Source organism: Pantoea sp. X-Soil-TKNS-1207 (genome assembly GCF_059730485.1).
The window spans coordinates 3,944,643-3,967,773 of sequence record NZ_AP035958.1 but is presented as its reverse complement, the minus strand read 5'-3'; the positions used below and the strand labels follow the sequence as shown (position 1 = coordinate 3,967,773).

28 protein-coding genes are annotated in these 23,131 nt (G+C 56.7%); 20 read left to right on the top strand and 8 right to left on the bottom strand.

Annotated features, from left to right (window positions below; translation table 11 throughout):
* Window positions 1-118 precede the first annotated feature (118 nt).
* The 4 genes from AC6I8V_RS18525 (at window position 119) to argD (ending at window position 2,797) form a co-directional block, all read left to right on the top strand.
* Window positions 119-289, top strand: a complete 171-nt coding sequence (locus AC6I8V_RS18525) for a YhfG family protein (RefSeq protein ID WP_497843636.1) — start codon at window positions 119-121, stop codon at window positions 287-289.
* Complete coding sequence (locus tag AC6I8V_RS18520; RefSeq protein ID WP_497843635.1) at window positions 279-872, top strand: putative adenosine monophosphate-protein transferase Fic; 594 nt, start codon at window positions 279-281, stop codon at window positions 870-872. Before AC6I8V_RS18525 ends, AC6I8V_RS18520 begins: the two co-directional genes overlap by 11 nt.
* Before the next feature lie 41 nt (window positions 873-913).
* Window positions 914-1,489: an aminodeoxychorismate synthase component II gene (locus AC6I8V_RS18515; protein WP_497843634.1), complete on the top strand. Its 576-nt coding sequence runs from the start codon at window positions 914-916 to the stop codon at window positions 1,487-1,489.
* An 87-nt stretch (window positions 1,490-1,576) separates the two neighbouring features.
* Entirely contained in the window at window positions 1,577-2,797 is a 1,221-nt protein-coding gene (argD, locus tag AC6I8V_RS18510) for a bifunctional acetylornithine/succinyldiaminopimelate transaminase (RefSeq protein ID WP_497843633.1), read from the top strand.
* Between the two features lies 1 nt (window position 2,798).
* Here argD and AC6I8V_RS18505 read toward each other — a convergent pair whose 3' ends face one another.
* Window positions 2,799-4,874: a YccS/YhfK family putative transporter gene (locus AC6I8V_RS18505; protein WP_497843632.1), complete on the bottom strand. Its 2,076-nt coding sequence runs from the start codon at window positions 4,872-4,874 to the stop codon at window positions 2,799-2,801.
* A gap of 58 nt (window positions 4,875-4,932) precedes the next feature.
* Entirely contained in the window at window positions 4,933-5,565 is a 633-nt protein-coding gene (gene crp, locus AC6I8V_RS18500) for a cAMP-activated global transcriptional regulator CRP (RefSeq protein ID WP_017803012.1), read from the bottom strand.
* Window positions 5,566-5,865: 300 nt separating this feature from the next.
* Here crp and AC6I8V_RS18495 point away from each other — a divergent pair, with 300 nt between their 5' ends.
* The gene (locus tag AC6I8V_RS18495) at window positions 5,866-6,270 is read left to right on the top strand and encodes an OsmC family protein (protein WP_497843631.1); all 405 of its coding nucleotides are present in this window, start codon (window positions 5,866-5,868) and stop codon (window positions 6,268-6,270) included.
* Between the two features lie 92 nt (window positions 6,271-6,362).
* Here AC6I8V_RS18495 and AC6I8V_RS18490 read toward each other — a convergent pair whose 3' ends face one another.
* The 3 genes from AC6I8V_RS18490 to AC6I8V_RS18480 form a co-directional block, all read right to left on the bottom strand.
* The gene (locus tag AC6I8V_RS18490) at window positions 6,363-7,232 is read right to left on the bottom strand and encodes a phosphoribulokinase (RefSeq protein ID WP_497843630.1); all 870 of its coding nucleotides are present in this window, start codon (window positions 7,230-7,232) and stop codon (window positions 6,363-6,365) included.
* 61 nt (window positions 7,233-7,293) lie between these two features.
* The gene (locus AC6I8V_RS18485; RefSeq protein ID WP_497845880.1) at window positions 7,294-7,512 is read right to left on the bottom strand and encodes a YheU family protein; all 219 of its coding nucleotides are present in this window, start codon (window positions 7,510-7,512) and stop codon (window positions 7,294-7,296) included.
* A 2-nt stretch (window positions 7,513-7,514) separates the two neighbouring features.
* The gene (locus AC6I8V_RS18480) at window positions 7,515-8,531 is read right to left on the bottom strand and encodes a hydrolase (RefSeq protein ID WP_497843629.1); all 1,017 of its coding nucleotides are present in this window, start codon (window positions 8,529-8,531) and stop codon (window positions 7,515-7,517) included.
* 60 nt (window positions 8,532-8,591) lie between these two features.
* On the opposite strand from AC6I8V_RS18480, the gene AC6I8V_RS18475 reads away from it, so the two are divergent.
* The gene (locus tag AC6I8V_RS18475) at window positions 8,592-9,194 is read left to right on the top strand and encodes a LysE family translocator (protein ID WP_497843628.1); all 603 of its coding nucleotides are present in this window, start codon (window positions 8,592-8,594) and stop codon (window positions 9,192-9,194) included.
* Between the two features lies 1 nt (window position 9,195).
* Here AC6I8V_RS18475 and AC6I8V_RS18470 read toward each other — a convergent pair whose 3' ends face one another.
* Window positions 9,196-10,176: a LacI family DNA-binding transcriptional regulator gene (locus tag AC6I8V_RS18470; RefSeq protein ID WP_497843627.1), complete on the bottom strand. Its 981-nt coding sequence runs from the start codon at window positions 10,174-10,176 to the stop codon at window positions 9,196-9,198.
* A gap of 233 nt (window positions 10,177-10,409) precedes the next feature.
* Here AC6I8V_RS18470 and tauA point away from each other — a divergent pair, with 233 nt between their 5' ends.
* Genes tauA through tauD form a run of 4 tightly spaced genes read left to right on the top strand, consistent with a single transcriptional unit; the run spans window position 10,410 to window position 13,832 of the window.
* Window positions 10,410-11,390: a taurine ABC transporter substrate-binding protein gene (gene tauA, locus AC6I8V_RS18465; RefSeq protein ID WP_497843626.1), complete on the top strand. Its 981-nt coding sequence runs from the start codon at window positions 10,410-10,412 to the stop codon at window positions 11,388-11,390.
* Window positions 11,391-11,401: 11 nt separating this feature from the next.
* On the top strand, window positions 11,402-12,169 hold the full coding sequence (gene tauB, locus AC6I8V_RS18460) for a taurine ABC transporter ATP-binding subunit (protein WP_497843625.1): 768 nt from the start codon (window positions 11,402-11,404) through the stop codon (window positions 12,167-12,169).
* Window positions 12,166-12,996: a taurine ABC transporter permease TauC gene (gene tauC, locus AC6I8V_RS18455; RefSeq protein WP_497843624.1), complete on the top strand. Its 831-nt coding sequence runs from the start codon at window positions 12,166-12,168 to the stop codon at window positions 12,994-12,996. The genes tauB and tauC overlap by 4 nt, the downstream gene beginning before the upstream one ends.
* Entirely contained in the window at window positions 12,993-13,832 is an 840-nt protein-coding gene (tauD, locus tag AC6I8V_RS18450; RefSeq protein WP_497843623.1) for a taurine dioxygenase, read from the top strand. The genes tauC and tauD overlap by 4 nt, the downstream gene beginning before the upstream one ends.
* 120 nt (window positions 13,833-13,952) lie before the next feature.
* On the opposite strand, the gene AC6I8V_RS18445 is transcribed toward tauD, so the two are convergent.
* Window positions 13,953-15,857, bottom strand: coding sequence for an ABC transporter ATP-binding protein (locus AC6I8V_RS18445; protein ID WP_497843622.1), 1,905 nt, complete (start codon window positions 15,855-15,857; stop codon window positions 13,953-13,955).
* A 115-nt stretch (window positions 15,858-15,972) separates the two neighbouring features.
* Here AC6I8V_RS18445 and kefG point away from each other — a divergent pair, with 115 nt between their 5' ends.
* The 4 genes from kefG (at window position 15,973) to slyD (ending at window position 19,302) form a co-directional block, all read left to right on the top strand.
* Entirely contained in the window at window positions 15,973-16,524 is a 552-nt protein-coding gene (kefG, locus tag AC6I8V_RS18440; protein ID WP_497843621.1) for a glutathione-regulated potassium-efflux system ancillary protein KefG, read from the top strand.
* Window positions 16,524-18,326 (top strand): glutathione-regulated potassium-efflux system protein KefB, encoded by a 1,803-nt coding sequence (gene kefB / locus AC6I8V_RS18435; protein ID WP_497843620.1) that lies wholly within the window; start codon window positions 16,524-16,526, stop codon window positions 18,324-18,326. Before kefG ends, kefB begins: the two co-directional genes overlap by 1 nt.
* A gap of 46 nt (window positions 18,327-18,372) precedes the next feature.
* Window positions 18,373-18,567, top strand: a complete 195-nt coding sequence (locus AC6I8V_RS18430; RefSeq protein ID WP_013510782.1) for a YheV family putative zinc ribbon protein — start codon at window positions 18,373-18,375, stop codon at window positions 18,565-18,567.
* A gap of 183 nt (window positions 18,568-18,750) precedes the next feature.
* Complete coding sequence (slyD, locus tag AC6I8V_RS18425; RefSeq protein WP_497843619.1) at window positions 18,751-19,302, top strand: peptidylprolyl isomerase; 552 nt, start codon at window positions 18,751-18,753, stop codon at window positions 19,300-19,302.
* A 49-nt stretch (window positions 19,303-19,351) separates the two neighbouring features.
* Here the strand turns inward: slyD and AC6I8V_RS18420 are convergent, their stop codons facing one another.
* A complete protein-coding gene (locus AC6I8V_RS18420) occupies window positions 19,352-19,570 on the bottom strand; it encodes a SlyX family protein (protein WP_497843618.1) in 219 nt (72 codons plus the stop codon).
* Window positions 19,571-19,843: 273 nt separating this feature from the next.
* Here AC6I8V_RS18420 and fkpA point away from each other — a divergent pair, with 273 nt between their 5' ends.
* The 6 genes from fkpA to rpsL all read left to right on the top strand — a co-directional run bounded on the left by fkpA (window position 19,844) and on the right by rpsL (window position 23,111).
* A complete protein-coding gene (gene fkpA / locus AC6I8V_RS18415) occupies window positions 19,844-20,674 on the top strand; it encodes an FKBP-type peptidyl-prolyl cis-trans isomerase (RefSeq protein WP_497843617.1) in 831 nt (276 codons plus the stop codon).
* 167 nt (window positions 20,675-20,841) lie between these two features.
* Window positions 20,842-21,564, top strand: coding sequence for a helix-turn-helix transcriptional regulator (locus AC6I8V_RS18410; protein WP_497843616.1), 723 nt, complete (start codon window positions 20,842-20,844; stop codon window positions 21,562-21,564).
* On the top strand, window positions 21,564-21,950 hold the full coding sequence (gene tusD / locus AC6I8V_RS18405; protein WP_497843615.1) for a sulfurtransferase complex subunit TusD: 387 nt from the start codon (window positions 21,564-21,566) through the stop codon (window positions 21,948-21,950). The genes AC6I8V_RS18410 and tusD overlap by 1 nt, the downstream gene beginning before the upstream one ends.
* Window positions 21,950-22,309, top strand: coding sequence for a sulfurtransferase complex subunit TusC (gene tusC, locus AC6I8V_RS18400; RefSeq protein WP_497843614.1), 360 nt, complete (start codon window positions 21,950-21,952; stop codon window positions 22,307-22,309). The genes tusD and tusC overlap by 1 nt, the downstream gene beginning before the upstream one ends.
* Before the next feature lie 9 nt (window positions 22,310-22,318).
* Window positions 22,319-22,606, top strand: a complete 288-nt coding sequence (gene tusB / locus AC6I8V_RS18395; protein ID WP_497843613.1) for a sulfurtransferase complex subunit TusB — start codon at window positions 22,319-22,321, stop codon at window positions 22,604-22,606.
* A gap of 130 nt (window positions 22,607-22,736) precedes the next feature.
* Entirely contained in the window at window positions 22,737-23,111 is a 375-nt protein-coding gene (rpsL, locus tag AC6I8V_RS18390; protein ID WP_003852912.1) for a 30S ribosomal protein S12, read from the top strand.
* Window positions 23,112-23,131 lie beyond the last annotated feature (20 nt).

Genomic DNA, 23,131 nt, shown 5'->3' with positions numbered 1-23,131 from the left:
CGGCAAAGCACCTGTTTGCTGCTGATATCCGCCATACTTCAGGTTGCGCGCAGCCACCTTGCCGCAGCCCGAATTATTTAGGGTATATACTTAGGGCAAATTGCTTGCCGGAGGCTTTATGACCAGCAAACTGACCGACAAACAGAAAACCACCTTGTGGCAACAGCGCCGTGCTGCCAGCTATCAAGCCAGCTGTCGTCTGGCGGGCTATACGCTGAGCGAACCGGCTATCACGCTTGAACAAGCCGAAGATCGGCTGACCTCGTTAAGGAGGCAGTATGGCGGATAATACTCTGGCGGTACGTGATCCCTATCTCTGGCACAACGATCAGGTGCTGATAAATCGCCTTGATATTCATGACAGTGCCCAGCTGCGTAAAGCGGAACTGGCGTTCAGCGCCGCGCGTCTGGCTACGCTGGAGCTGCCTCCGCGCAACAGCGGTATGCCGTGGCTGTGCCATATTCATCGCACGTTGTTCCAGGATCTCTACAGCTGGGCGGGGGAGCTACGAACCGTCGATATCTGGCGCGATGATACGCCCTACTGCCACTGCGCCTATATCGAGAAAGAGGGCAACAGCCTGATGAGCGCGCTGGAAGAGGAGGAGGGGCTGGCCCTGCTGGAGCAGGATGAGTTTGTGGCGCGGCTGGCGCATTACTATTGTGAAATCCATGTGCTGCATCCATTCCGCGCCGGTAATGGTCGTACCCAGCGTATCTTCTTTGAGCAGCTGGCGCTGCATGCGGGTTTCCTGCTGACGTGGGATACGCTGGAGCGTGATGACTGGCATGCGGCGATCCTTGATGCGGTCGAGGGGGATTTAACCGCTCTGATTGCGCAGTTCGCGAAAGTGGTAAGTCCCGCCCGCTAAAATGCGTAGAATAGCGGCGGTTTTACCGGCCTGAGGGCGCTATGCTGCTGCTAATCGATAATTACGACTCCTTCACCTGGAATCTCTACCAATATTTTTGCGAACTGGGCGCCAGCGTCGAGGTGGTGCGCAACGATGCCATCACCCTGGACGAGATGGATGCGCTGCCGCTCAGCCATCTGGTGATTTCGCCCGGTCCCTGCACGCCGGATCAATCCGGCATCTCGCTGGCGGCGATTCGTCACTTTGCCGGTCGCCTGCCGATTCTCGGTGTCTGCCTGGGCCATCAGGCGATTGCTCAGGCCTATGGCGCACAGGTGGTGCGTGCGCGTCAGGTGATGCATGGCAAAACGTCCGCCATCCGCCATAACGGTCGCGGCGTATTTCGCGGCCTGAATAATCCTCTCACCGTAACCCGCTATCATTCGCTGATTGTGGCACGGGATTCTTTGCCGCCGGAATTTGAAGTCACCGCCTGGAGCCTGCACGACGGCGTACCTGATGAAATTATGGGGTTCCGCCATAAAACGCTGGCGCTGGAAGGGGTGCAGTTTCACCCGGAAAGTATTCTGAGCGAACAGGGCCATCAGCTGCTGGCAAATTTTCTGCGAGCTTAAGTTGTGTTTGCCTTTGTGTGATTTTTTATGCATATTTTGTGATTAGAATTTCACATCAGTTCAACAAACAACCCGATGAGGTCAGCAATGGCAGCGGAAAAACTAGCGGTAACCCGGGAAACGTTCGATAACGTTATTTTGCCTGTTTATGCACCTGCGCAGTTTGTGCCGGTCAAAGGCAAGGGCAGCCGTGTATGGGATCAGCAGGGCAAAGAGTATATCGATTTCTCCGGCGGCATCGCGGTGACTGCGCTTGGCCATTGCCATCCGGCGCTGGTGGAAACGCTGAAAACCCAGGGCGAAACCCTGTGGCACACCAGCAACGTATTTACCAACGAACCGGCGCTGCGTCTGGCGAGCAAACTGATCGCCGCCACTTTTGCTGAGCGCGTATTCTTTGGCAACTCCGGCGCAGAAGCCAACGAGGCCGCGTTCAAGCTGGCGCGTTACTACGCCTGCAAAAAACACAGCCCGTTCAAAAGCAAAATCATCGCGTTCCACAATGCGTTCCATGGCCGTACGTTGTTCACCGTTTCCGTCGGCGGTCAGCCGAAATATTCCGACGGCTTTGGTCCGAAACCGGCCGATATCGTGCATGTGCCGTTTAACGACCTGGCCGCGGTGAAAGCGGTGATTGACGATCACACCTGCGCCATCGTGGTTGAGCCGATCCAGGGCGAGGGTGGCGTGATGCCCGCGACGCCGGCGTTTATGCAGGGGCTGCGCGCCTTATGTGATGAGCACAATGCGCTGCTGGTGCTGGATGAAGTGCAGAGCGGCATGGGACGCAGCGGCAAACTGTTCGCCTATGAACACTACGGCATTACCCCGGATATCATCACCACCGCGAAAGCGCTGGGGGGCGGTTTCCCGGTCAGCGCTATGCTGACTACCAATGAAATCGCCTCGGTGATGGCGCCAGGCGTGCACGGCACCACCTACGGCGGCAACCCGCTGGCCTGTGCCATTGCCGAAACCGCGCTCGATATTATCAACACCCCGGAAGTGTTAAACGGTGTGGATGCGCGTCGTCAGCAGTTTGTCGAGGCGCTGAAAGCGCTGGATAGCAAGTTCGACCTGTTCAGCGACATCCGTGGCAAAGGGTTGCTGATTGGCGCTGCGCTTAAGCCGCAGCACGCCAGCAAAGCGCGCGACATTCTGCACGCCGCCGCGGCCGAAGGACTGATGATTCTGACTGCCGGTACTGATGTGATCCGTTTTGTCCCGTCGCTGGTGATTGAGCCGACCGACATCGAAGAAGGCATGGTGCGTTTCGCCGTAGCCGTGGAAAAGGTGCTGGCGGCGTAAGCTAGCTTTTTACCCGCAAGCGCATCCGCCAGCGGCCGTGATGGGGTCGCTGGCTCCATGCCAGAGAAGATATGGTATGCATCACGTTGAGGTGTTGCAGGATGCGCTTCACATGCTGTTCCACGATGGTAATCGCCCCTTCGTTGATGTTCTCCGGCGCTTCGAGGATGTTGCTGTCATTACCCGGCCCGTCATACGCCAGCCGCTGCTGACAACGCTGTAGCGCGATTTCGCAGGATTGCAGATAACGCTCCGCCAGCTTTGGCGTCAGCATGGTATGTTCACGCGCCAGAATGGTCATGGCGTTGATATGTTCAACAATGAACTGGCTGTGCGTCACCCACATGCGCATATCTTTCAGATACTGCGAATTAAACCCCGGCTCGGTCATCGCCTGATTGAGTGAGTTAAATAGCGCGTTGTGCGCCTGATTGACCCGGATACGTTGATACGCCAGCTTCTCCGGTGATTGTTCCGGTCCGAGCAACAGTTGCAGCGCTTCCTGATAGGTTTCCAGCGCATCGTGCGCGTTCTTTCGCAGCAAACCGCTCTGCCACTGCGGCCACAGCCAAATCATGCCGCCAAAGGCAATCAGGCATCCCATCAGCGTATCCATCATACGCGGCAGCAGAAACTCCGCGCCGTTCAGCGACAGCAGTTGTAGCGAATATACCGCCGTCACGGTAAAGCCAATCATCGACCAGCCGTAATACTTGCGCGTCACCAGATAGCTGGCGAGGGTAATCACCAGCATAAACAGTAGCGCCATCGACTCCGGCACGGCGAAGCGCAGCGAGGCGGCGGCGATTAACAGCCCGGCGAAGGTGCCGAGCGCACGGTGCTGAATCCTGACCCGCGTGGCGCTGTAGCCGTTCTGACTGACGAACATGGTGGTCATCAGAATCCAGTAAGGTTTGGGGATATTGAAGAACAGCGCCAGCCCGCTGCCGAACATCAGCATCACGGCAAAGCGCGCCGCGGTGCGCAGCGCCGGGGACTTCAGCGACAGGTAGCTGCGCAGCGCAGGAAAAAAGGGCAGACGCCGCTGGCGATCGGCCATCAGGTCGCGGGTGTAGAGCGGTTTCTGGCTACGCAATACGCGCGCAATGCGGCTGAAGTGGTACAGGCAAAAGTTACTCACCGGGTTATCCGGGTTCTGACGCGCAATCTTTTCCAGCGCGCTCAGCTGCTTGTCCATCTGGAAACGCTCCGGCAGCTGGTGATAGAGAATCGCGTCGGCCAGGATGCGCAGCCGGGCTGAGATGGTTTTGGCGTTCCAGCGGATCACCGCTTCCGCGTGGCTCTGCTCCACCAGTTTTTGCACCTCTTCCGGCTGATGCAGGCTGACGGAGATATGTTCCTGGAGATCGAGCGCCACCTGGAAGGCACGCGTCAGCCGTTTGTGGCTGTTGTCATTGCTGGCAGACAGCATATGCATCTGCTGATAGCAGGTGGTGATCAGATCGACCGCCTTCTGTTGACGCGCCAGCAACGGCGGCAGCGCCTTTTCCGGATCGGTCAGCTGCGTCAGCAGAGTGTATTTGGCATCGCAATAGTCGGCCAGTTCGCGGTACAGCAGGCTGAGGGTTTCGCGCATCGGCTGCTCTTTCCACAGCCAGAACCAGAACCAGTTAAACAGCCCGTACCACAGCGTGCCGCCGATATACAGCAGCGGCGGCACCCACATCGGCATACGTCCGGCCAGGCTGAGGGTAAAAATAGCGGCGATCAGCGTGGCGGGCAGCAAACGGCCATGCAACGGGCTGATCTCACCGGTCACGCCAATCAGCAGGGGCAGAATCAGCAGAATCAGCGGCAGGGGAATATGGTAATTGGTCAGCCACTGGATCAGAAAGCTGCCGGTGGCAAACAGGGAGCCGCCGACAATCAGGCGTTTAAAGAAGCGTTTGTGCGGCGTGTCGAGACCGGCGATGTTGCAGCAGGCAGGGACCAGCGAGAACAACAGGCCTTTTTGCAGATCGCCGAACAGCCAACCGAGCGCCACGGGCAGGCATAACACCAGCGTTTGCCGCAGGGCATAGTTAACTTCGGGATGATAGATGATTCGACGCCACATCAGCTCATCGCAGACAAAAACGGCGTGATGCTGCCATCACGCCGTAGGTGAGAAGAAATTAGCGGGTGCCGTAAACGACGATGGTTTTACCATGTGCTGAGATCAGATTTTGATCTTCCAGCATTTTCAGAATACGGCCGACTGTTTCACGTGAACAGCCGACGATCTGACCAATTTCCTGACGGGTGATTTTGATCTGCATCCCGTCCGGGTGGGTCATGGCATCGGGCTGTTTGGCCAGATTAAGCAGTGTCTGCGCAATGCGACCTGTCACATCAAGGAAGGCAAGGTTGCCTACTTTTTCTGATGTCACCTGCAGGCGACGTGCCATCTGCGACGAAAGACGCATTAAAATATCCGGGTTTACCTGAATCAGCTGACGGAATTTTTTGTAGGAAATTTCAGCCACTTCGCAGGCAGTTTTCGCTCGTACCCAGGCACTACGCTCCTGACCTTCTTCAAACAGGCCAAGCTCGCCGATGAAATCTCCCTGATTGAGGTAGGAGAGGATCATCTCTTTGCCTTCTTCATCTTTAATCAGTACCGCAACGGCACCTTTCACGATGTAGTAGAGCGTTTCCGCTTTCTCACCCTGGTGGATCAGGGTGCTTTTGGATGGATATTTGTGAATATGGCAATGGGACAGGAACCATTCGAGTGTAGGGTCTGTTTGCGGTTTGCCGAGAACCATTCGCTATTATCCTCTGTTGTAATCGTGCCCAAAACACAGGGGGCAGTTTTCCCTGTCAGGCGGTGAAATCATCAAGCGCTTCCAGTTAAGGAAATTATTCGGGTGTACTCTTAAGCTTAGCTTTTGATTCATCCCGCCTTCGTCTATTGCGACGAAAATATTTTCAGCACTGTTTGTAGCACAGCTTTTGCAAGCTGTCTTCTGTTGTCTCGCTTCAGCAAAAGCCGATTAGTCTGGATTGCTGTTTATCAGGTGAAGGCGTATTCTGGCGGCAAATCAGCCTGGTCAGGAGAAAGAATAATGCAGGCACGAGTCAAGTGGGTGGAGGGGTTAACCTTTCTCGGAGAATCCTCATCGGGCCATCAGGTATTAATGGATGGGAATTCTGGCGATAAAGCGCCGAGTCCGATGGAGATGGTACTGATGGCGGCTGGTGGTTGCAGTGCGATTGACGTGGTGTCAATCCTGCAAAAAGGACGTAATGACGTGACCGATTGCGAGGTAAAACTTACCTCTACGCGTCGCGAAGAAGCGCCACGCATTTTCACGCATATTAACCTGCATTTTATTGTCAGCGGCAAAGCGCTGGGCGATAAAGCGGTGGCGCGTGCGGTCGATCTCTCGGCGGAAAAATATTGTTCGGTGGCGATCATGCTGGGCAAAGGGGTAGAGATTACCCACAGCTACGAGGTCGTTGAGTTATAACGGCTATCTCGATCGTCAATTCCAGGTGCGAATGAATTCGCACCTGGGTTTGCAGGGTCGGCATTTCTGCCGGTCATGCCATAACTTCCTGATTATTCAATCCGTTTGCCTTCAATCAGCCGTTGCACCAGCGGCGTCATAATCAATTCCATCGCCAGTCCCATTTTGCCGCCCGGCACCACCAGGGTGTTCATATGCGAGATAAAGGAACCCTGAATCATCGCCAGCAGATAGGGAAAAGCAATGCCTTCCAGGCCACGGAAATGGATCACCACGAAGCTTTCATCCAGCGACGGGATTTCGCGTGCGGCGAAGGGGTTCGAGGTATCGACGGTTGGCACGCGCTGGAAGTTGATGTGGGTACGGGAGAATTGCGGCGTGATAAAGTTGATGTAATCCTCCATCGAACGCACCACCGAATCCATTACCGCTTCGCGTGAATGGCCGCGCTCGCTGGTATCGCGCACCAGCTTCTGAATCCACTCCAGATTGACGATCGGCACCACGCCCACCAGCAAATCAACATGCTCCGCCACATTGTGCGGCTGCGTTACGACGCCGCCATGCAGACCTTCATAAAACAGCACGTCGGTGTTTTCCGGCAGCGGCTGCCAGGGCGTAAAGGTGCCGGGCACCTGATTCCACGGCACCGCCTCATCGTAGGTGTGCAGATATTTGCGCGACTGGCCGAGGCCGGTCTGACCATAATGCTTAAAGGTCTGCTCCAGCAGGCCAAAATCGTTGGCTTCCGGCCCGAAGTAGCTGATATGACGGCCAAGATCGCGCGCTTTGCGGATCGCCATATCCATTTCCGGGCGGGTATAACGGTGGAAACTGTCGCCTTCCAGCTCTGCGGCATGCAGATCCAACTGCTGGAAAATTTTACGGAAGGCAAGGCTGGTAGTGGTAGTTCCGGCGCCGCTGGAACCGGTGACGGCAATAATCGGATGCCTGGCTGACATAACAAAGCTCCCTGTGAGGTCCGGCGATGAGCATTGTTAGCACGAAAAGCCGGGATGTGCATTAGCCGCGAAATTCACCGCGCGCCATGATATTGACGGTTTCGTGCAGTTCTGACCACACGAGCACCGCATCGCCGCGCTCCAGCTGACGACGCACATCGGCGACTTTCTGCATCAGGCTTCGCTCCTGTTCACCGTAGTCGGTCCCTTCGCGCAATACAAAGGATTCAATCAGGTTTTCCAGCGTTTCGGGGTCAAGTTGTTGCCACGGAATAATCACAGTCACACATCCAGATAAGTTGATAACCACTGCGGCACGCGCTGTTCCAGCCACATTTGCGGCCGCAGCAAGGTACCGCTGACAAAGCCGACATGGCCGCCCTGTTGGGTCAGCTGATACTCAATCGACGGCGACAGTTGCTGCGGCTGCGGGATCACCGCGTCGGTCATAAAGGGATCGTCCTGCGCATGGATGATCAGCAGCGGCTTACGCACGCCGGTCAGTAACGGCATGGCGCTGGCGCGATGATAATAGTCGCCCGCATCGATAAAGCCATGAGCGCGTGCGGTAATGGCATCGTCAAAGTCGCGCAGACGACGCAGGGCGCGCAGCTGACGTAAATCCACCGGCAGCGTGCCGGGCCAGGCCTTGAGCTTGCGTCGGGCGTTCTTTTTTAGCTGGGTCAGCAGGTAGTGCTGATAAAACCGTGAGAAGCCGTTCTCAATTTTCTGGCTGCATGGCTCCAGCAGCAGGGGCGCCGAGATCGCCACGGCGGCATCCAGCGGCGCATCATGTCCCTGTAGCCCGGCCAGACACGCCAGCATATTGCCGCCCAGCGAGACGCCCACCGCGGCGGTTGGCACATGGCCCCACTCACGCCGCAGCCAGTGCAGAAAGTAGGTCGCGTCTTCGGTTTCGCCGGAATGATAGATGCGATGCAGGCGATTAGGCTCGCCGCTGCAACCGCGAAAGTGCATCACCACCGCCAGCCAGCCGCGCGCCTGGCACGCCTGCATCAGCCCGTGGGCATAAGGGCTGTGGAAGCTGCCCTCCAGGCCGTGAAACAGCACCATGCGCGGTTTATGCGCGGCCTGTGCCGGATCTTCACTCCAGGCGAGATCGACGAAATCACCGTCCGGCAGGTCGAGACGCTGCCATTGCGGACGCAGGGTGACGCGCCGTCGTAGCAGACGCGGCAGCAACGTTTGCAGATGCGGATTGCGGAAACCGCTTAGCGGAATGAAGGCTTCGCTCGCGGGTGTGTCAAAATTACTGTTGTAAAGGCTTGTCTGATGCATGGCTCGCTGATAGCTTCGCTAGGTTGTTAGCTTTTCTGGGTGAGGAGCACCCGAATAAACATGGAACTGAGTCTGTTTTTATCAATGCTGGGCTTTCTCTGGGTCGCTGCGATCACGCCAGGCCCCAATAATATGTTACTTACTGCCTCCGCTGCCAACTTTGGCTTTCTGCGCACCATTTCATTGCTCATTGGTATCATGATCGGCATGCAGGTGATGTTGCTGATGGTGGCATTTGGCATTGGCGGTTTAATCCTGCTGTATCCCTCCCTCCATCTGGTGCTGAAAATCGCCGGTAGCCTGTATCTGCTGTGGCTGGCGTGGAAGATCGCCACCGCCGAGTATGAAAAACTCGACACAGATGAAGCGCCTCCGGCGCCGATGCCGTTCTGGCAGGGTGGGTTGTTGCAGTTAATCAACCCCAAAGCCTGGCTGATGGCATTAGGTGCGGTCGCCAGCTTTAGCCTGGCGGGCGCGGCCTACCTGCATTCCGTGGTGGCGATCAGCATCGGCATGGCGCTGGTGAATGTGGTGTCCGGGGTGATCTGGATGGGGTTCGGTAGCATGATTGGCCGCCTGTTGCGCAGCCCGCGTGCCTGGAAAATCTTTAATCTGGCGATGGGCCTGTTGACGGCGGCCTGCGTGCTGTTGATCTGGCACTGAGTCAGCTGGAGGCGCGTTCCACGCGCCGCCACGGTAGTACCTCGTGTACTACTGGTGTTAAGGGCTGGCGCATGCGGTTCAGCAGCAGCTGCACACTGCGTGCGCCCAGCCGGTTCATTGGCTGTTCGATGGTGGTCAGTGGCGGATTGAGGCTACTGGTAAACGGAATGCCATCAAAACCCACCACCGCTAAATCCTCTGGTACGCGCAGGCCCGCTTCCAGTGCCGCGTGGACGACACCCACCGCCAGCACATCCGAGACCGCAAAGACCGCATCCGGGCGCTCCTTCAGCGCCAGCAATTCACGTAACGCCGCGCTACCCGCTTCACAGGAGATATTTTCGGCATAGGCCACGCCACCCCAGTGCAGCTCCAGGTGTTCCAGGGCTTCGCGATACCCCTCTTCACGCCGATGCGAATAGAGATAACGCATATCACAATTCACCAGCGCAATGCGGCGACGACCTTTTTCCGCCAGATAACGCACGGTCTCAAAGGCGGCTTCTTTATTATCAATGGTGACGCTTGAGGCGGGCAGGGCAGGATCGTATTCGGCGCACTGCACCCAGGGGGCATCGCCAATCAGGTTTTTCAGCTCATGCAGGCAGGGCGCGGCATCCATGGTGATGATGCCATCCACCACTTTGCCGGTGAGAAGGGCCAGATAGGCCGCTTCACGCCGCAGCTGCGACGCGGAATTACACAGCAGGATGTGATAACCCTGTGCCTCTGCTTCAGCTTCGATACCCTGCACCACACGGGAGCAGAAGGGATTGGTGATGTCTGAAATTAACACCAGTAACATATGGCTTTGTGCGGTGCGCAGCTGACGTGCCAGCAAATTGGGTTGATAGTCGCAGGCGTTAATGGCGGCAAGCACCCGCTGACGCGTGTCGGGTCGTACTCCTGGATGCTGGTTCAACACCCGTGAAACCGTTGCTTTCGATACGCCAGCCAGCTGTGCCACTCTCTCAATCGACATATCACCACGCGCCTGTATTAACTGGAAAAATCAGGAATCTATCAATAACACAGTCGTCATGTGAGCGCGTGACATATTTCCGTCTTTACGACTTCTTTGCAATTGCGCATTTCGCATAGCCTTACCCGATGATGATCTAAGAACGGATTTTCATTAGGGATAATTTTTAATTCCTTTATGAAACCATCGCGGCTGGAGAAACTGCCCCCAACATAAAAACATTGGGGTGAAAGATGATGGCCGTGAAAAAAAGCATAACAACATTAGCCGCAGCGCTGGCGCTGCTGACGTTCCAGGCGCAGGCGGTCAATGTGACGGTGGCGTACCAGACTTCGGCGGAACCGGCGAAAGTGGCGCAGGCCGACAATACCTTTGCGAAAGACAGCGGCGCCACCGTGGACTGGCGCAAATTTGATAGCGGAGCCAGCGTGCTGCGCGCCCTGGCCTCCGGCGATGTGCAGATTGGCAATATCGGTTCCAGCCCGCTGGCGGTAGCCGCGACGCAACAGCTGCCGATTGAAGCCTTCCTGCTGGCCTCGCAGCTCGGTAATTCCGAAGCCTTTGTGGTGAAAAAATCCATCAGCAGCCCGAAAGATCTGATCGGCAAACGCATCGCGGTGCCGTTTATCTCCACTACCCATTACAGCCTGCTGGCGGCGCTGAAGCACTGGGGTATCAAACCTTCTCAGGTGCAGCTGGTAAACCTGCAACCTCCGGCGATTATCGCTGCCTGGCAACGCGGTGATATCGATGGCGCTTACGTCTGGGCGCCGGCGGTCAACGAGCTGGAGAAGGATGGCAAGGTGCTGACTGACTCCTCGCAGGTAGGCAAATGGGGCGCGCCAACGCTGGATGTCTGGGTTGTGCGTAAAGACTTCGCCCAGCAGCACCCGGAGATTGTTACCGCCTTCGCGCGAAGCGCGCTGGAGGCGCAGAAATCCTATATCGATAACCCGCAGCAGTGGCTGAAACAGCCGGATAACCTGAGCAAGCTGTCGCGCCTGAGCGGCGTGCCGGAGGCGCAGGTGCCGGGACTGGTGCAGGGCAACACCTATCTGACCGCGCAACAACAGGTGGAGCAGCTCGGTAAGCCGGTTAACAAGGCGATTGTCGATACCGCCCACTTCCTGAAAGAGCAGGGCAAAGTGCCGGATGCCGCCAGTGATTACAGCAGCTATGTCACCACCCGTTTTGTCGCACCGTTAGCCAAATAACCGGAGGCCGTATGCTCAGCATCACCCATCTTAATGCGCGTTACGCCGGACAGCCCGCGTTGCAGGATATCAACCTGCAAATTGATCAGCGCGAACTGCTGGTGGTGCTGGGACCGTCCGGCTGTGGCAAAACCACGTTGCTGAATCTGATCGCCGGTTTTCTGCCGCTGGAATCCGGCAGCATTACGCTGGATGGCCAGCCGGTAAAGGGGCCGGGTGCGGAGCGCGGCGTGGTGTTTCAGAACGAAGGGCTGCTGCCGTGGCGCAACGTGATCGACAACGTGGCGTTTGGTTTGCAGCTGGCCGGGATGGCCAAAACAGAACGTCATGCCATTGCGCGCCGTCTGCTGCGGAAAGTCGGGCTGGAAGGCGCTGAAAAACGTTTCGTCTGGCAGCTCTCTGGGGGTCAACGTCAGCGTGTGGGCATCGCCCGGGCGCTGGCTGCTGATCCGCAGTTGCTGCTGCTGGATGAGCCTTTCGGCGCACTTGACGCTTTTACCCGCGAGCAGATGCAAACGCTGTTGCTGACGCTGTGGCGTGATACCGGCAAACAAATTCTGCTGATTACCCACGACATCGAAGAAGCGGTGTTTCTCGCCAGTGAACTGGTGCTGCTGTCGCCGGGACCTGGGCGGATTGTCGAGCGGCTGAAACTCGATTTTGGTCAGCGCTTTGCCGACGGGGAACCCTGCCGCAGCATCAAATCTGACCCGGCGTTTATTGAGCGGCGCGAATACGTGCTGAATCAGGTGTTTGCTCAGCGGGAGGCCTTCGTATGAGTGCGTTAATTGACGAGAAAGGGCGCACGGCGCGCCGTCGCCATCTGCGCTGGCCCTTGTCACGCCAGCTGTCGCTCAGCCTGTTAAGCGTGGCGGTGCTGCTGCTGCTGTGGTGGAGCGTCACGGCGCTGGGTTTGGTTGCGCCGCTGTTTCTGCCGCCACCGCAGCAGGTGCTGAAAAAGTTGCTGCTGATTGCCAGCCCGCAGGGCTTTATGGATGCCACGCTGTGGCAGCATCTGGCAGCCAGCCTGACGCGTATGCTGGTGGCGCTGTTCTTCGCCGCACTGATCGGCATTCCGGTCGGTATCGCGATGGGGCTTAGCCCGGCGATCCGCGGCCTGCTCGATCCGCTGATTGAACTCTACCGCCCGGTGCCGCCGCTGGCTTATCTACCGCTGATGGTGATTTGGTTCGGCATCGGTGAAACCTCAAAAATCTTACTGATTTATCTGGCGATTTTCGCGCCCGTTACCTTAGCGACGTTGGCTGGGGTGAAGAATGCCCAACAGGTGCGCATCCGTGCCGCGCTGGCGCTGGGCGCATCGCGCTGGCAGCTACTGCGTTGGGTTATTTTGCCCGGCGCGCTGCCGGAAATCCTCACCGGGTTACGCATTGGTCTCGGTGTCGGCTGGTCAACGCTGGTGGCCGCAGAACTGATCGCTGCCACGCGCGGGCTGGGTTTTATGGTGCAGTCGGCGGGCGAGTTTCTGGCGACCGATGTGGTGCTGGCGGGCATCGCGGTGATTGCGTTGATCGCTTTTAGTTTAGAACTGGGTCTGCGCGCGTTGCAGCGCCGTCTGACGCCCTGGAATGGAGAACAGCAATGAACGAACGTGTGACTTTTACCGCTCTCGGCCCGTATATCGGGGCGCAGGTTAGCGATGTTGATCTCAGCCGTCCGCTGAGCGATGCGCAGTTTGAACAGCTTTATCATGGCCTGCTACGCCATCAGGTTTTGTTTCTGCGTAACCAGGTGATTACGCCGCAGCAGCAGCGCGCACTGGCGGTGCGTTTCGGTGATTTGCACATCCACCCGGTCTATCCCCATGCCGACGGGGTGGAGGAAATTATCGTGCTGGACACCCATCAGGATAATCCGCCGGATAACGATAACTGGCACACCGATGTCACCTTTATCGAAACGCCGCCAGCGATCGCGATTCTGGCATCGAAACTGTTGCCGGAGAGCGGTGGCGACACATTGTGGGCCAGCGGCATTGCGGCCTATGAGGCGTTGTCCGCACCGATCAAAACGCTGCTGGATGGCTTACAGGCGGAACACGACTTTAAAAAGTCATTCCAGGAATTTAAATACCGTAAAACCGAGGAGGAGCACCAGCGCTGGCAGCAGGCGGTAGCGAAGCATCCGCCGGTACAGCATCCGGTGATCCGCACCCATCCGGTTAGCGGGCGCAGGGCGTTGTTTGTTAATGAAGGCTTTACCACGCGTTTGATCGGGTTAAGCGAGAAGGAGAGCGATGCGCTGCTGGGCTTTCTGTTCGCCCATATCACGAAACCGGAATTTCAGGTGCGCTGGCGCTGGCAGGAAAATGATGTGGCGATCTGGGATAACCGGGTGACGCAGCATTATGCCAATGCGGATTATTATCCGGCGCGGCGGGTGATGCATCGTGCGACGGTGTTGGGGGATGTTCCGGTTTGACCCTAACCCTCTCCCGCCAGCGGGAGAGGGGACAGATTGAGCAAGGCTGGCTTTGGCATCTCTCTCTCCCGTCTTGCGGGAGAGGGCTGGGGTGAGGGCATCAGCGCGCACCGGCACCGATCATCCCGCCAGCATCTGCTCCAGCTGTTCCTGCGCATCCAGCCACGCCAGCTCCACCTCTTCCAGTGCCGACTTGCTCTCTGCCTGGCGCTGAAGCGCCGCGGTGAGATCGGCCTTGCGGCTTTGATCGTAAATGGCGCTGTCAGAGAGCTGCTGCTCGGCCTCGCTCAGCTGGCTCTGCCACTTCGCCATCTGCTTCTCAAGTTTCTCGATCTCTTTACGCAGCGGCTGAGTTTGCGTGCGCAGTTCGGCGTCACGACGTTTCTGATCTTTACGCGCCTGGGCGCTGTTGCCGTTATCCTGTTTCGGCGCGGCATCCTGTTGCGCCTGCTGTTTTTGCAGGTCGCTCAGCCACTGCTGATAATCCTCGAGGTCGCCCTCAAAGATATCCACTTTGCCATCATGCACCAGATAGAGGTCATCGGTGGTGGCGCGCAACAGATGGCGGTCATGCGAAACCACCACCAGCGCGCCTTCAAAATCAATCAGCGCTTCGGTTAAGGCCTGGCGCATATCGAGATCGAGGTGGTTGGTTGGTTCATCGAGCAGCAACAGGTTCGGACGCTGCCAGACGATCAGCGCCAGCACCAGGCGGGCTTTTTCACCGCCGGAGAAGCGTTCGGTGACTTCGCTGACTTTATCGCCCTGAAAACCAAAGCCGCCAAGGTAATCACGCAGCTGCTGTTCCAGCGTGCGCGGTGCGATACGCGCCAGATGCTGCAACGGTGACTCATCAGCGCGCAGGAATTCCAGCTGATGTTGCGCGAAGTAACCCAGCTTGATGCCTTTTGCCAGGCCGATTTCACCTTCAAGCGGTGACAACTCGCCAGCCAGCAGCTTAATTAACGTCGATTTACCGGCGCCATTACGTCCCAGTAAGCCAATGCGTGAACCTGGCACCAGGTTAAGTTTGATGGCGTCGAGAATGATGCGATCGCCGTAGCCCGCGGTGACTTTTTCCATCTTCAACAGCGGATTCGGCAGACTTTCCGGCGGGCGGAAACTGAAGCTGAACGGGTTATCGACGTGCGCCGGCGCAATCAGCTCCATGCGCTCCAGCATCTTGATGCGGCTCTGCGCCTGTTTGGCTTTGGTGGCCTGGGCGCGGAAGCGGTCGATATAACTTTGCAGGTGCGCCACTTTTTCCTGCTGGCTTTGATACAGCGCCTGCTGCTGCGCCAGTTTGGCGACGCGCTGGCGTTCAAACGAGCTGTAGTTGCCGGTGTATTCAAACATCGTTTGCTGTTCGATGTGGATGATCTTATCCACCACCGGATCGAGGAAATCGCGGTCATGCGAAATCAGGATCAGCGTGCCTTCGTAGCTTTTCAGCCAGCGCTCCAGCCAGATCACGGCATCGAGATCGAGGTGGTTAGTCGGTTCATCCAGCAGCAGCAAATCGGAGCGACAGACCAGCGCCTGCGCGAGGTTGAGGCGCATACGCCAGCCGCCGGAGAAATCACTGACCGGGCGCTGAAGCTGTTCCTGGCTGAAACCGAGACCATGCAGCAAACTGGAAGCACGGGCATGGATGCTCCACGCCTGCACCGCATCCAGCTTGCCGTGCAGCAGTGCGATGGCGTTGCCGTCGTTGCGCGCGTTGGCATCCGCTAATTCGGACTCAAGCTGACGATATTCACGGTCGCCATCGATAACATATTCCAGCGCGGCTTTGCTCAGTGCCGGGGTTTCCTGATTCACCCAGGCCAGCGCCCAGTTAGCGGGGAAGGTGGCATTACCGGCGTCACTGCTGATCTCACCTTTGAGCAGCGACAACAGCGTGGATTTGCCGCAGCCGTTTTTGCCCACCAGACCGACTTTCTGGCCGGGATTTATGGTCGCGGTAGCGTTATCCAGCAGCACGTTGGTGCCGCGGCGAATTTGTAACGAGGAAAAGACAATCATAAGCGCCGTATCGTCAGAATATGTTAATTTACTGGCAACATAATTAAATGAACGTTAGTTGCGTCGTGCATGGTAGCGGAATTCCTGCGCTATGACGACGCTTTGGAGGGGAACGATGTCGCAGCCGCCTAAAATATTGCTGCTTTACGCCCATCCGGAATCACAGGATTCGATTGCTAATCGGGTTTTGCTGCAGTCGGCTATGGAACTGGACCACGTCACGGTGCACGATTTATACGCCCACTATCCGGATTTCTTTATTGATATTCACTATGAGCAGCAACTGCTTCGCGACCATCAAATCATTGTATTCCAGCATCCGCTCTACACTTACAGCTGCCCGGCGCTGCTGAAAGAGTGGCTGGATCGCGTGTTGTCGCGCGGTTTCGCCAGCGGCGTGGATGGCAATGCGCTGGAGGGGAAATACTGGCGCAGCGTGGTGACGACCGGCGAGCCGGAAACCGCCTATCATCAGAATGGCCTGAATCGCTACCCAATGAGTGACATCATGCGTCCGTTTGAGCTGACGGCGCAGATGTGCCGGATGCACTGGATGACGCCAATGGTGATTTACTGGGCGCGGCGTCAGACGCCGGACGTGTTGCGTAATTTTGCCCATGCTTATAGCGACTGGCTTTCTGCGCCGTTGCCGCAGGGAGGTGTGTAATGGAAGGACAAACGTTGCTGACCGCCGGTGTTATCTACCTGGTGGCGGCGGTGCTGATCGTGCCGATTGCGGCCCGACTCGGTATCGGCGCTGTGCTGGGTTATCTGCTGGCGGGGATCGCTATCGGTCCGTGGGGGCTGGGTTTTATCAGCGATGTGGACGAGATCCTGCACTTCTCGGAACTTGGCGTTGTGTTCCTGATGTTTATCATCGGCCTGGAACTGAATCCGGCAAAACTCTGGGCGCTGCGGCGTTCGATTTTTGGCGTCGGGGCCGCCCAGGTACTGATCTCTGCCGCGATACTTGGCGTGCTGTTATGGCTGACCCACTTTTCCTGGCAGGCGGCGGTGATTGGCGGCATCGGCCTGGCGATGTCTTCGACCGCGATGGCGCTGCAATTAATGCGCGACAAAGGGATGAACCGCAGCGAGGCCGGGCAGCTTGGCTTCTCGGTGCTGCTGTTTCAGGACCTGGCGGTGATCCCGGCGCTGGCGCTGGTGCCGCTGCTGGCGGGCGGTGACAGCGGCCATGTGGACTGGCTGAAAGTGGGGATGAAGGTGCTGGCGTTCGGCGGGATGCTGATTGGCGGCCGTTACCTGCTGCGTCCGATTTTCCGTTTTATTGCTGCCTCGGGCGTGCGCGAAGTGTTTACCGCGGCATCGCTGCTGCTGGTCCTTGGCTCGGCGCTGTTTATGGATGCCCTGGGCTTGTCGATGGCGCTGGGGACGTTTATCGCCGGGATCCTGCTGGCGGAAAGTGAGTATCGCCATGAGCTGGAAGTGGCGATCGAACCCTTCAAAGGTTTGCTGCTGGGGCTGTTTTTTATCTCCGTCGGCATGGCGCTTAACCTCGGTGTGCTTTATACCCACATCGTGGAGATCCTGCTGGGCGTCGTGATTCTGGTGGCGGTGAAGACCCTGGTGCTGTACGTGCTGGCGCGTATTTACGGCCTGCGCAGTTCCGAGCGTTTGCAGTTTTCCGGCGTGCTGAGCCAGGGGGGGGAATTTGCCTTCGTGCTGTTTTCGGCGGCAGCGTCGGCGAAGCTGTTCAAAGGCGATCAGTTACCGCTGCTGCTGGTAACGGTGACGTTATCCATGATGACCACGCCGCTGCTGATGCAGGGCGTTGACCGTATCCTGGCGCGTCGCTTTAATGAACCTGACGACAATAGCGAGAAGCCGTTTGTCGAAGACGATCAGCCACAGGTGATTGTGGTGGGCTTTGGCCGTTTCGGTCAGGTGGTCGGGCGTTTGCTGATGGCAAACAACAAACGGATTACCGTGCTGGAACGCGATATCTCGGCCGTCAGCCTGATGCGTAAATACGGCTACAAGGTTTATTATGGTGATGCCACCGAGCTGGAGCTACTGCGGGCTGCGGGTGCGGCGACGGCGCAATCTATCGTCATCACCTGTAATGAGCCGGAAGATGCCATGACGATCGTGCATCTGTGCCAGCAGCATTTCCCGCAGCTGAAGATTCTGGCGCGGGCGCGCGGTCGTGTGGAAGCGCACGAGTTGTTGCAGGCTGGCGTCACGCTGTTCTCGCGTGAAACCTTCTCCAGTGCGCTGGAGCTGGGGCGCAAGGCGCTGATTTCACTTGGAATGCATCCGCATCAGGCGCAGCGTGCTCAGCATCATTTCCGCCGTCTGGATATGCGTATGCTGCGCGAGCTGGTGCCGAACCAGACCGACAGCGCAACGGTTTCACGCGTGCGTGAGGCGCGTCGCGAGCTGGAGGATATCTTCCAGCGGGAAATGCAGCATGAAAAGCGGCAGTTTGATGGCTGGGATGATGAATAACCTACACTTACCTTATCCGTTCCTAAAGTAACGGTCAGGACTCAGTATGCGTAAACGTTTTATTGCTGGTGCGGTATGCCCGCACTGTCAACAGAAAGACACGCTGGCGATGTGGCGTGAAAACAATGTGGATGTGGTGGAATGCGTGAAGTGCGGCCATCAGATGCGCGAAGCGGATAAGCAGGTGCGCGATCAGGTTCGTAGTCAGGAACAGGTGATCGGCATTTTCCATCCTGAGTAGCGGAATGGCGTAGCTTTTTTTAAGCTTAAACTTACAGCGGGATTGAATTCCGCTACAATCGGCGCAATTAACGCTGAGCGGTTGCGGCATCGCGTTGTCGGCATCCTCAGTCTTGAACCTTTCTGGTTGGTAAAAATAGACCAATGAGACGGGATTCGAAGTTCTCAACGGTTAGGAGATATCATGAAAGTAGCAAAAGACCTGGTGGTGAGCCTGGCATATCAGGTTCGTACCGAAGACGGTGTGTTGGTTGACGAGTCACCGGTGAGTGCACCGTTGGACTATCTGCACGGTCATGGTTCCCTGATTTCTGGTCTGGAAAAAGCGCTGGAAAATCATGCGGTAGGCGACAAGTTTGACGTGCATATCCCGGCAAACGACGCGTACGGCCAGTACGATGACAACCTGGTGCAGCGTGTACCGAAAGACGTATTTATGGGCGTGGACGAACTGCAGGTTGGTATGCGCTTCCTGGCAGAAACCGACCAGGGTCCGGTGCCGGTTGAAATCACTGAAGTTGAAGACGAGCACGTAGTTGTTGATGGTAACCACATGCTGGCGGGTCAGAACCTGAACTTCAACGTAGAAGTCGTCGCGATTCGCGAAGCGACGCCGGAAGAACTGGCGCACGGTCACGTGCACGGTGAAAACGGCCATCATCACGACCACGATCATGATCACGACCACGGCCAGGGCGGCTGCGGCGGCCACGGCGGTTGCGGTTGCAACCACTAAGCGCCACTCAGAATGTTAAGGCCACCCTGCGGTGGCCTTTTCTTTTTCTTTAGTAATGCGGTGGTGGCGTCTCTTCAGATTGCGAGGCAATCATGGAAGGCGCAGCAGCCTTAACCTTATCTACCAGCAAACGCACCTGTTCGCGCATTTTGCTCATCTCCAGCTCATGCTGAACCACCGTCTGATTGAGTTGCTCAATGGTATGTTCCTGAAAAGCCAGCTTGCTCTCCAGCGCCTCAAGGCGTTGCTCCCATTCTGATTGTTGCATCACCACTCCTCATATCACGGTGCTTCTCATCTGTCGGGCGTGATTCTACGGCCTTTTGCGCCAGAATCACCCGATTTCTCACGTTAATCCGCCAGAACGGTTGAAAATGGCGAGAACGCCATCATCTCTGATGAAACTTCCTGATGCAAAAAAGGTCAGAGGTTGACCGGATAATTACGTTGTGGGAGTGTTCGCCGCTGCCACGTAAAGTTATAGTGTGGGCCTCAGTCCGCAATGATTCCCGAGGTGAGAGGCTTCGGTTTTGGAGAAAGGATGAAATCACTGTTTAAAGTCACATTGTTAGCTACCACCATGGCCGTCGCGCTGAATGCACCGCTGGTTATGGCAGCAGAAGCCACCACCGCACCGGCAGACGCTGCGCAGTCAGCACCGCAGGCACCGAAAAATGCTGCCTTCAAAAATGAAGACCAGCAGTCAGCCTATGCGCTGGGCGCCTCTTTGGGTCGCTACATGGACAACTCTCTGAAGGAACAAGAGAAACTGGGCATCAAACTGGACAAACAACAGCTGATTGCTGGTGTTCAGGACGCATTTGGCGGCAAGAGCAAGCTCTCCGATGAAGAGATCGAGCAAACCCTGCAGGCCTTCGAAGGCCGCGTGAAAGGCGCAGCTCAGGCGAAGATGGAAAAAGACGCGAAAGAGAACGCCGATAAAGGCACCGCTTTCGCTGACAAATTCGCTAAAGAGAAAGGCGTGAAGAAAACCGAATCCGGCCTGCTGTATCAGGTTGAGAAAGAAGGTACCGGTGATGCACCGAAAGACAGCGACACTGTGGTTGTGAACTACAAAGGCACGCTGATTGACGGTACTGAGTTCGACAACTCTTACACCCGTGGCGAGCCGCTGTCGTTCCGTCTGGACGGCGTGATTCCGGGCTGGACCGAAGGTCTGAAGCACGTGAAGAAAGGCGGTAAGATCAAGTTGGTCATCCCGCCGAACCTGGCATACGGTAAAAACGGCGTTCCGGGTATTCCGGCTAACTCTACGCTGGTGTTCGATGTTGAGCTGCTCGACATCAAACCGGCGCCGAAAGCGGATGAGAAAGCACAGGCTCCGGCCGCTGCTGATAAGAAAGCGCAGTAATCTGCCAACCGCCGCCTCCGGGCGGCGGTTTCATTTCCGCCATATGACAAAGCTCTGGCATAAGCAGGCGACATTTGCCAGACTAGCGCCTGCACAACTACTATCAAAAAATGAGTCTGCCCGAGAGCTGCCGTGACAGGCTCCAGCCATTTAGGGTGATGTCTTCGATGTCTAATCCATTCAATCCCGGTGAACTGACTGACTTCGATTTACTGGAGCAACGTCCGTTTGAGCAAGCTGACTACGATATTCTGAAATCTTACGAAGCCGTCGTTGATGGCCTGGCGATGCTGATTGGCTCGCACTGTGAAATCGTGCTGCATTCACTGGAAGATCTAAAATGCTCTGCGGTGCGCATCGCAAACGGCGAGCACACCGGACGTAAAGTCGGTTCGCCAATTACCGACCTGGCGCTGCGTATGCTGCACGATATGCACGGTGCGGACAGCAACGTCTCGAAAGCCTACTTTACGCGTGCCAAAAGCGGCGTGCTGATGAAATCGGTGACCATCGCGATTCGCAATCGCCAGCAGCGGGTCATTGGCCTGCTATGCATCAACATGAACCTGGATGTACCGTTCTCGCAGATTATGTCGACCTTTATGCCGCCAGAGATGCAGCAGGTTGATTCCAATGTTAACTTTGCCAGCTCGGTGGAAGACCTGGTCACGCAGACGCTGGAGTTCACCATTGAAGAGGTGAGCGCCGACCGTAACGTATCGAACAATGCCAAAAACCGCCAGATTGTCCTCAATCTGTATGAGAAAGGTATCTTCGATATTAAAGATGCGATTAACCAGGTTGCCGATCGCCTTAACATCTCCAAGCACACGGTCTACCTCTATATTCGCCAGTTTAAGAGCGGTGATTTCCAGGGGCAGGATCGTTAATGCGTTACACCCTGCTGGTGACCGGCCCGGCTTATGGTACCCAACATGCCAGCAGCGCGTTGCTGTTTGCCAGGGCGCTGCTGCGTGCCGGCCATCAGCTTGAAAGCGTGTTTTTTTACCGTGAAGGGGTGCTGAATGCCAATCAGCTCACCGCTCCGGCCAGTGATGAAGTGGATATGGTGCGCGAGTGGCAGCAACTGCAGCAGGAAAATAGCGTGGCGCTGAATATTTGTGTGGCGGCCGCCTTGCGTCGTGGCGTTACCGATGCGCAGGAAGCGACGCGCCTGCAACTGGCGGGCAGTAATCTGCAACCGGGTTTCGTGTTAAGCGGGTTGGGGGCGCTGGCGGAAGCCGCGCTCACCTGCGATCGTCTGGTGCAATTCTGATGAATCGTGTCGCATTTCTGTTTACCCAACCCCCGCATGGCAGTAGCGCCGGGCGGGAAGGGCTGGATGCCGTGCTGGCAACTGCGGCGCTCAGCGAGGATATCGCGCTGTTTTTTATTGGCGATGGCGTGCTGCAACTCAATTGCGATCAGCGACCTGAACCGATTCTGGCGCGCAACTATATCGCCACTTTTGGCGTGCTGGCGCTGTACGACATCGATCAATGCTTTGTCTGTGAAGCATCGCTGCGCGCGCGCGGGTTGAATGAGGCATCACCGCGTGTGATGCCGGCCGAGGTGCTGGATGCGGACAGCCTGCGTCAGAAACTGGCAACTTATCATCGTATTATTCGTTTCTGAGACCTCATCATGCTGTACACGCTTATGCACTCCCCCTGGCAATGCGATATCGATACCTTACTGCTGCTGATACAGGAGCAGGACGATTTGTTGTTGCTACAGGATGGGGTGACGGCGGCAATTTCAGGCAGCGTCATGCTGGAGAAGCTGCTTAATTCCCCGGCAACCCTGTGGGTATTGCAGGAAGACGTGGTGGCACGCGGCCTGACTGCACAAATTTCGACCAGCGTACGCGCTCTGGACTATACTGAATTCGTTGCTTTAACGGCGAAGCACCAACAGCAAATAGCCTGGTGATACGCTAAAACCTGGTTATTTCTTGACACCCTTTTGACACAGCCCTAAAATTCTGCCTCCTCGTAGTAATACGAGGCGATTTATTACGTGTTTACGAAGCAAAAGCTAAAGCAAATCCAGGAGCTATTTAATGGCAACAGTTAACCAGCTGGTTCGCAAACCACGCGTCCGCAAAGTTGCAAAGAGCAACGTGCCGGCGCTGGAAGCTTGCCCGCAAAAACGTGGTGTTTGTACTCGTGTGTACACCACTACCCCGAAAAAACCTAACTCAGCGCTGCGTAAAGTTTGTCGTGTGCGTCTGACCAACGGTTTCGAAGTGACTTCCTACATCGGTGGTGAAGGTCACAACCTGCAGGAACACTCCGTGATCCTGATCCGTGGCGGTCGTGTTAAAGACCTGCCAGGTGTGCGTTACCACACCGTTCGTGGCGCGCTGGACTGCTCAGGTGTTAAAGACCGTAAGCAGGCTCGCTCCAAGTATGGCGTGAAGAAGCCAAAGGCTTAATGGTTCTCCGTTAAGTAAGG

Coding starts and splice junctions, on each gene's coding strand:
- AC6I8V_RS18525 (WP_497843636.1), top strand. CDS start 119: ATGACCAGCAAACTGACCGACAAACAGAAAACCACCTTGTGGCAACAG.
- AC6I8V_RS18520 (WP_497843635.1), top strand. CDS start 279: ATGGCGGATAATACTCTGGCGGTACGTGATCCCTATCTCTGGCACAAC.
- AC6I8V_RS18515 (WP_497843634.1), top strand. CDS start 914: ATGCTGCTGCTAATCGATAATTACGACTCCTTCACCTGGAATCTCTAC.
- argD (WP_497843633.1), top strand. CDS start 1,577: ATGGCAGCGGAAAAACTAGCGGTAACCCGGGAAACGTTCGATAACGTT.
- AC6I8V_RS18505 (WP_497843632.1), bottom strand. CDS start 4,874: ATGTGGCGTCGAATCATCTATCATCCCGAAGTTAACTATGCCCTGCGG.
- crp (WP_017803012.1), bottom strand. CDS start 5,565: ATGGTTCTCGGCAAACCGCAAACAGACCCTACACTCGAATGGTTCCTG.
- AC6I8V_RS18495 (WP_497843631.1), top strand. CDS start 5,866: ATGCAGGCACGAGTCAAGTGGGTGGAGGGGTTAACCTTTCTCGGAGAA.
- AC6I8V_RS18490 (WP_497843630.1), bottom strand. CDS start 7,232: ATGTCAGCCAGGCATCCGATTATTGCCGTCACCGGTTCCAGCGGCGCC.
- AC6I8V_RS18480 (WP_497843629.1), bottom strand. CDS start 8,531: ATGCATCAGACAAGCCTTTACAACAGTAATTTTGACACACCCGCGAGC.
- AC6I8V_RS18475 (WP_497843628.1), top strand. CDS start 8,592: ATGGAACTGAGTCTGTTTTTATCAATGCTGGGCTTTCTCTGGGTCGCT.
- AC6I8V_RS18470 (WP_497843627.1), bottom strand. CDS start 10,176: ATGTCGATTGAGAGAGTGGCACAGCTGGCTGGCGTATCGAAAGCAACG.
- tauA (WP_497843626.1), top strand. CDS start 10,410: ATGATGGCCGTGAAAAAAAGCATAACAACATTAGCCGCAGCGCTGGCG.
- tauB (WP_497843625.1), top strand. CDS start 11,402: ATGCTCAGCATCACCCATCTTAATGCGCGTTACGCCGGACAGCCCGCG.
- tauC (WP_497843624.1), top strand. CDS start 12,166: ATGAGTGCGTTAATTGACGAGAAAGGGCGCACGGCGCGCCGTCGCCAT.
- tauD (WP_497843623.1), top strand. CDS start 12,993: ATGAACGAACGTGTGACTTTTACCGCTCTCGGCCCGTATATCGGGGCG.
- AC6I8V_RS18445 (WP_497843622.1), bottom strand. CDS start 15,857: ATGATTGTCTTTTCCTCGTTACAAATTCGCCGCGGCACCAACGTGCTG.
- kefG (WP_497843621.1), top strand. CDS start 15,973: ATGTCGCAGCCGCCTAAAATATTGCTGCTTTACGCCCATCCGGAATCA.
- kefB (WP_497843620.1), top strand. CDS start 16,524: ATGGAAGGACAAACGTTGCTGACCGCCGGTGTTATCTACCTGGTGGCG.
- AC6I8V_RS18430 (WP_013510782.1), top strand. CDS start 18,373: ATGCGTAAACGTTTTATTGCTGGTGCGGTATGCCCGCACTGTCAACAG.
- slyD (WP_497843619.1), top strand. CDS start 18,751: ATGAAAGTAGCAAAAGACCTGGTGGTGAGCCTGGCATATCAGGTTCGT.
- AC6I8V_RS18420 (WP_497843618.1), bottom strand. CDS start 19,570: ATGCAACAATCAGAATGGGAGCAACGCCTTGAGGCGCTGGAGAGCAAG.
- fkpA (WP_497843617.1), top strand. CDS start 19,844: ATGAAATCACTGTTTAAAGTCACATTGTTAGCTACCACCATGGCCGTC.
- AC6I8V_RS18410 (WP_497843616.1), top strand. CDS start 20,842: ATGTCTAATCCATTCAATCCCGGTGAACTGACTGACTTCGATTTACTG.
- tusD (WP_497843615.1), top strand. CDS start 21,564: ATGCGTTACACCCTGCTGGTGACCGGCCCGGCTTATGGTACCCAACAT.
- tusC (WP_497843614.1), top strand. CDS start 21,950: ATGAATCGTGTCGCATTTCTGTTTACCCAACCCCCGCATGGCAGTAGC.
- tusB (WP_497843613.1), top strand. CDS start 22,319: ATGCTGTACACGCTTATGCACTCCCCCTGGCAATGCGATATCGATACC.
- rpsL (WP_003852912.1), top strand. CDS start 22,737: ATGGCAACAGTTAACCAGCTGGTTCGCAAACCACGCGTCCGCAAAGTT.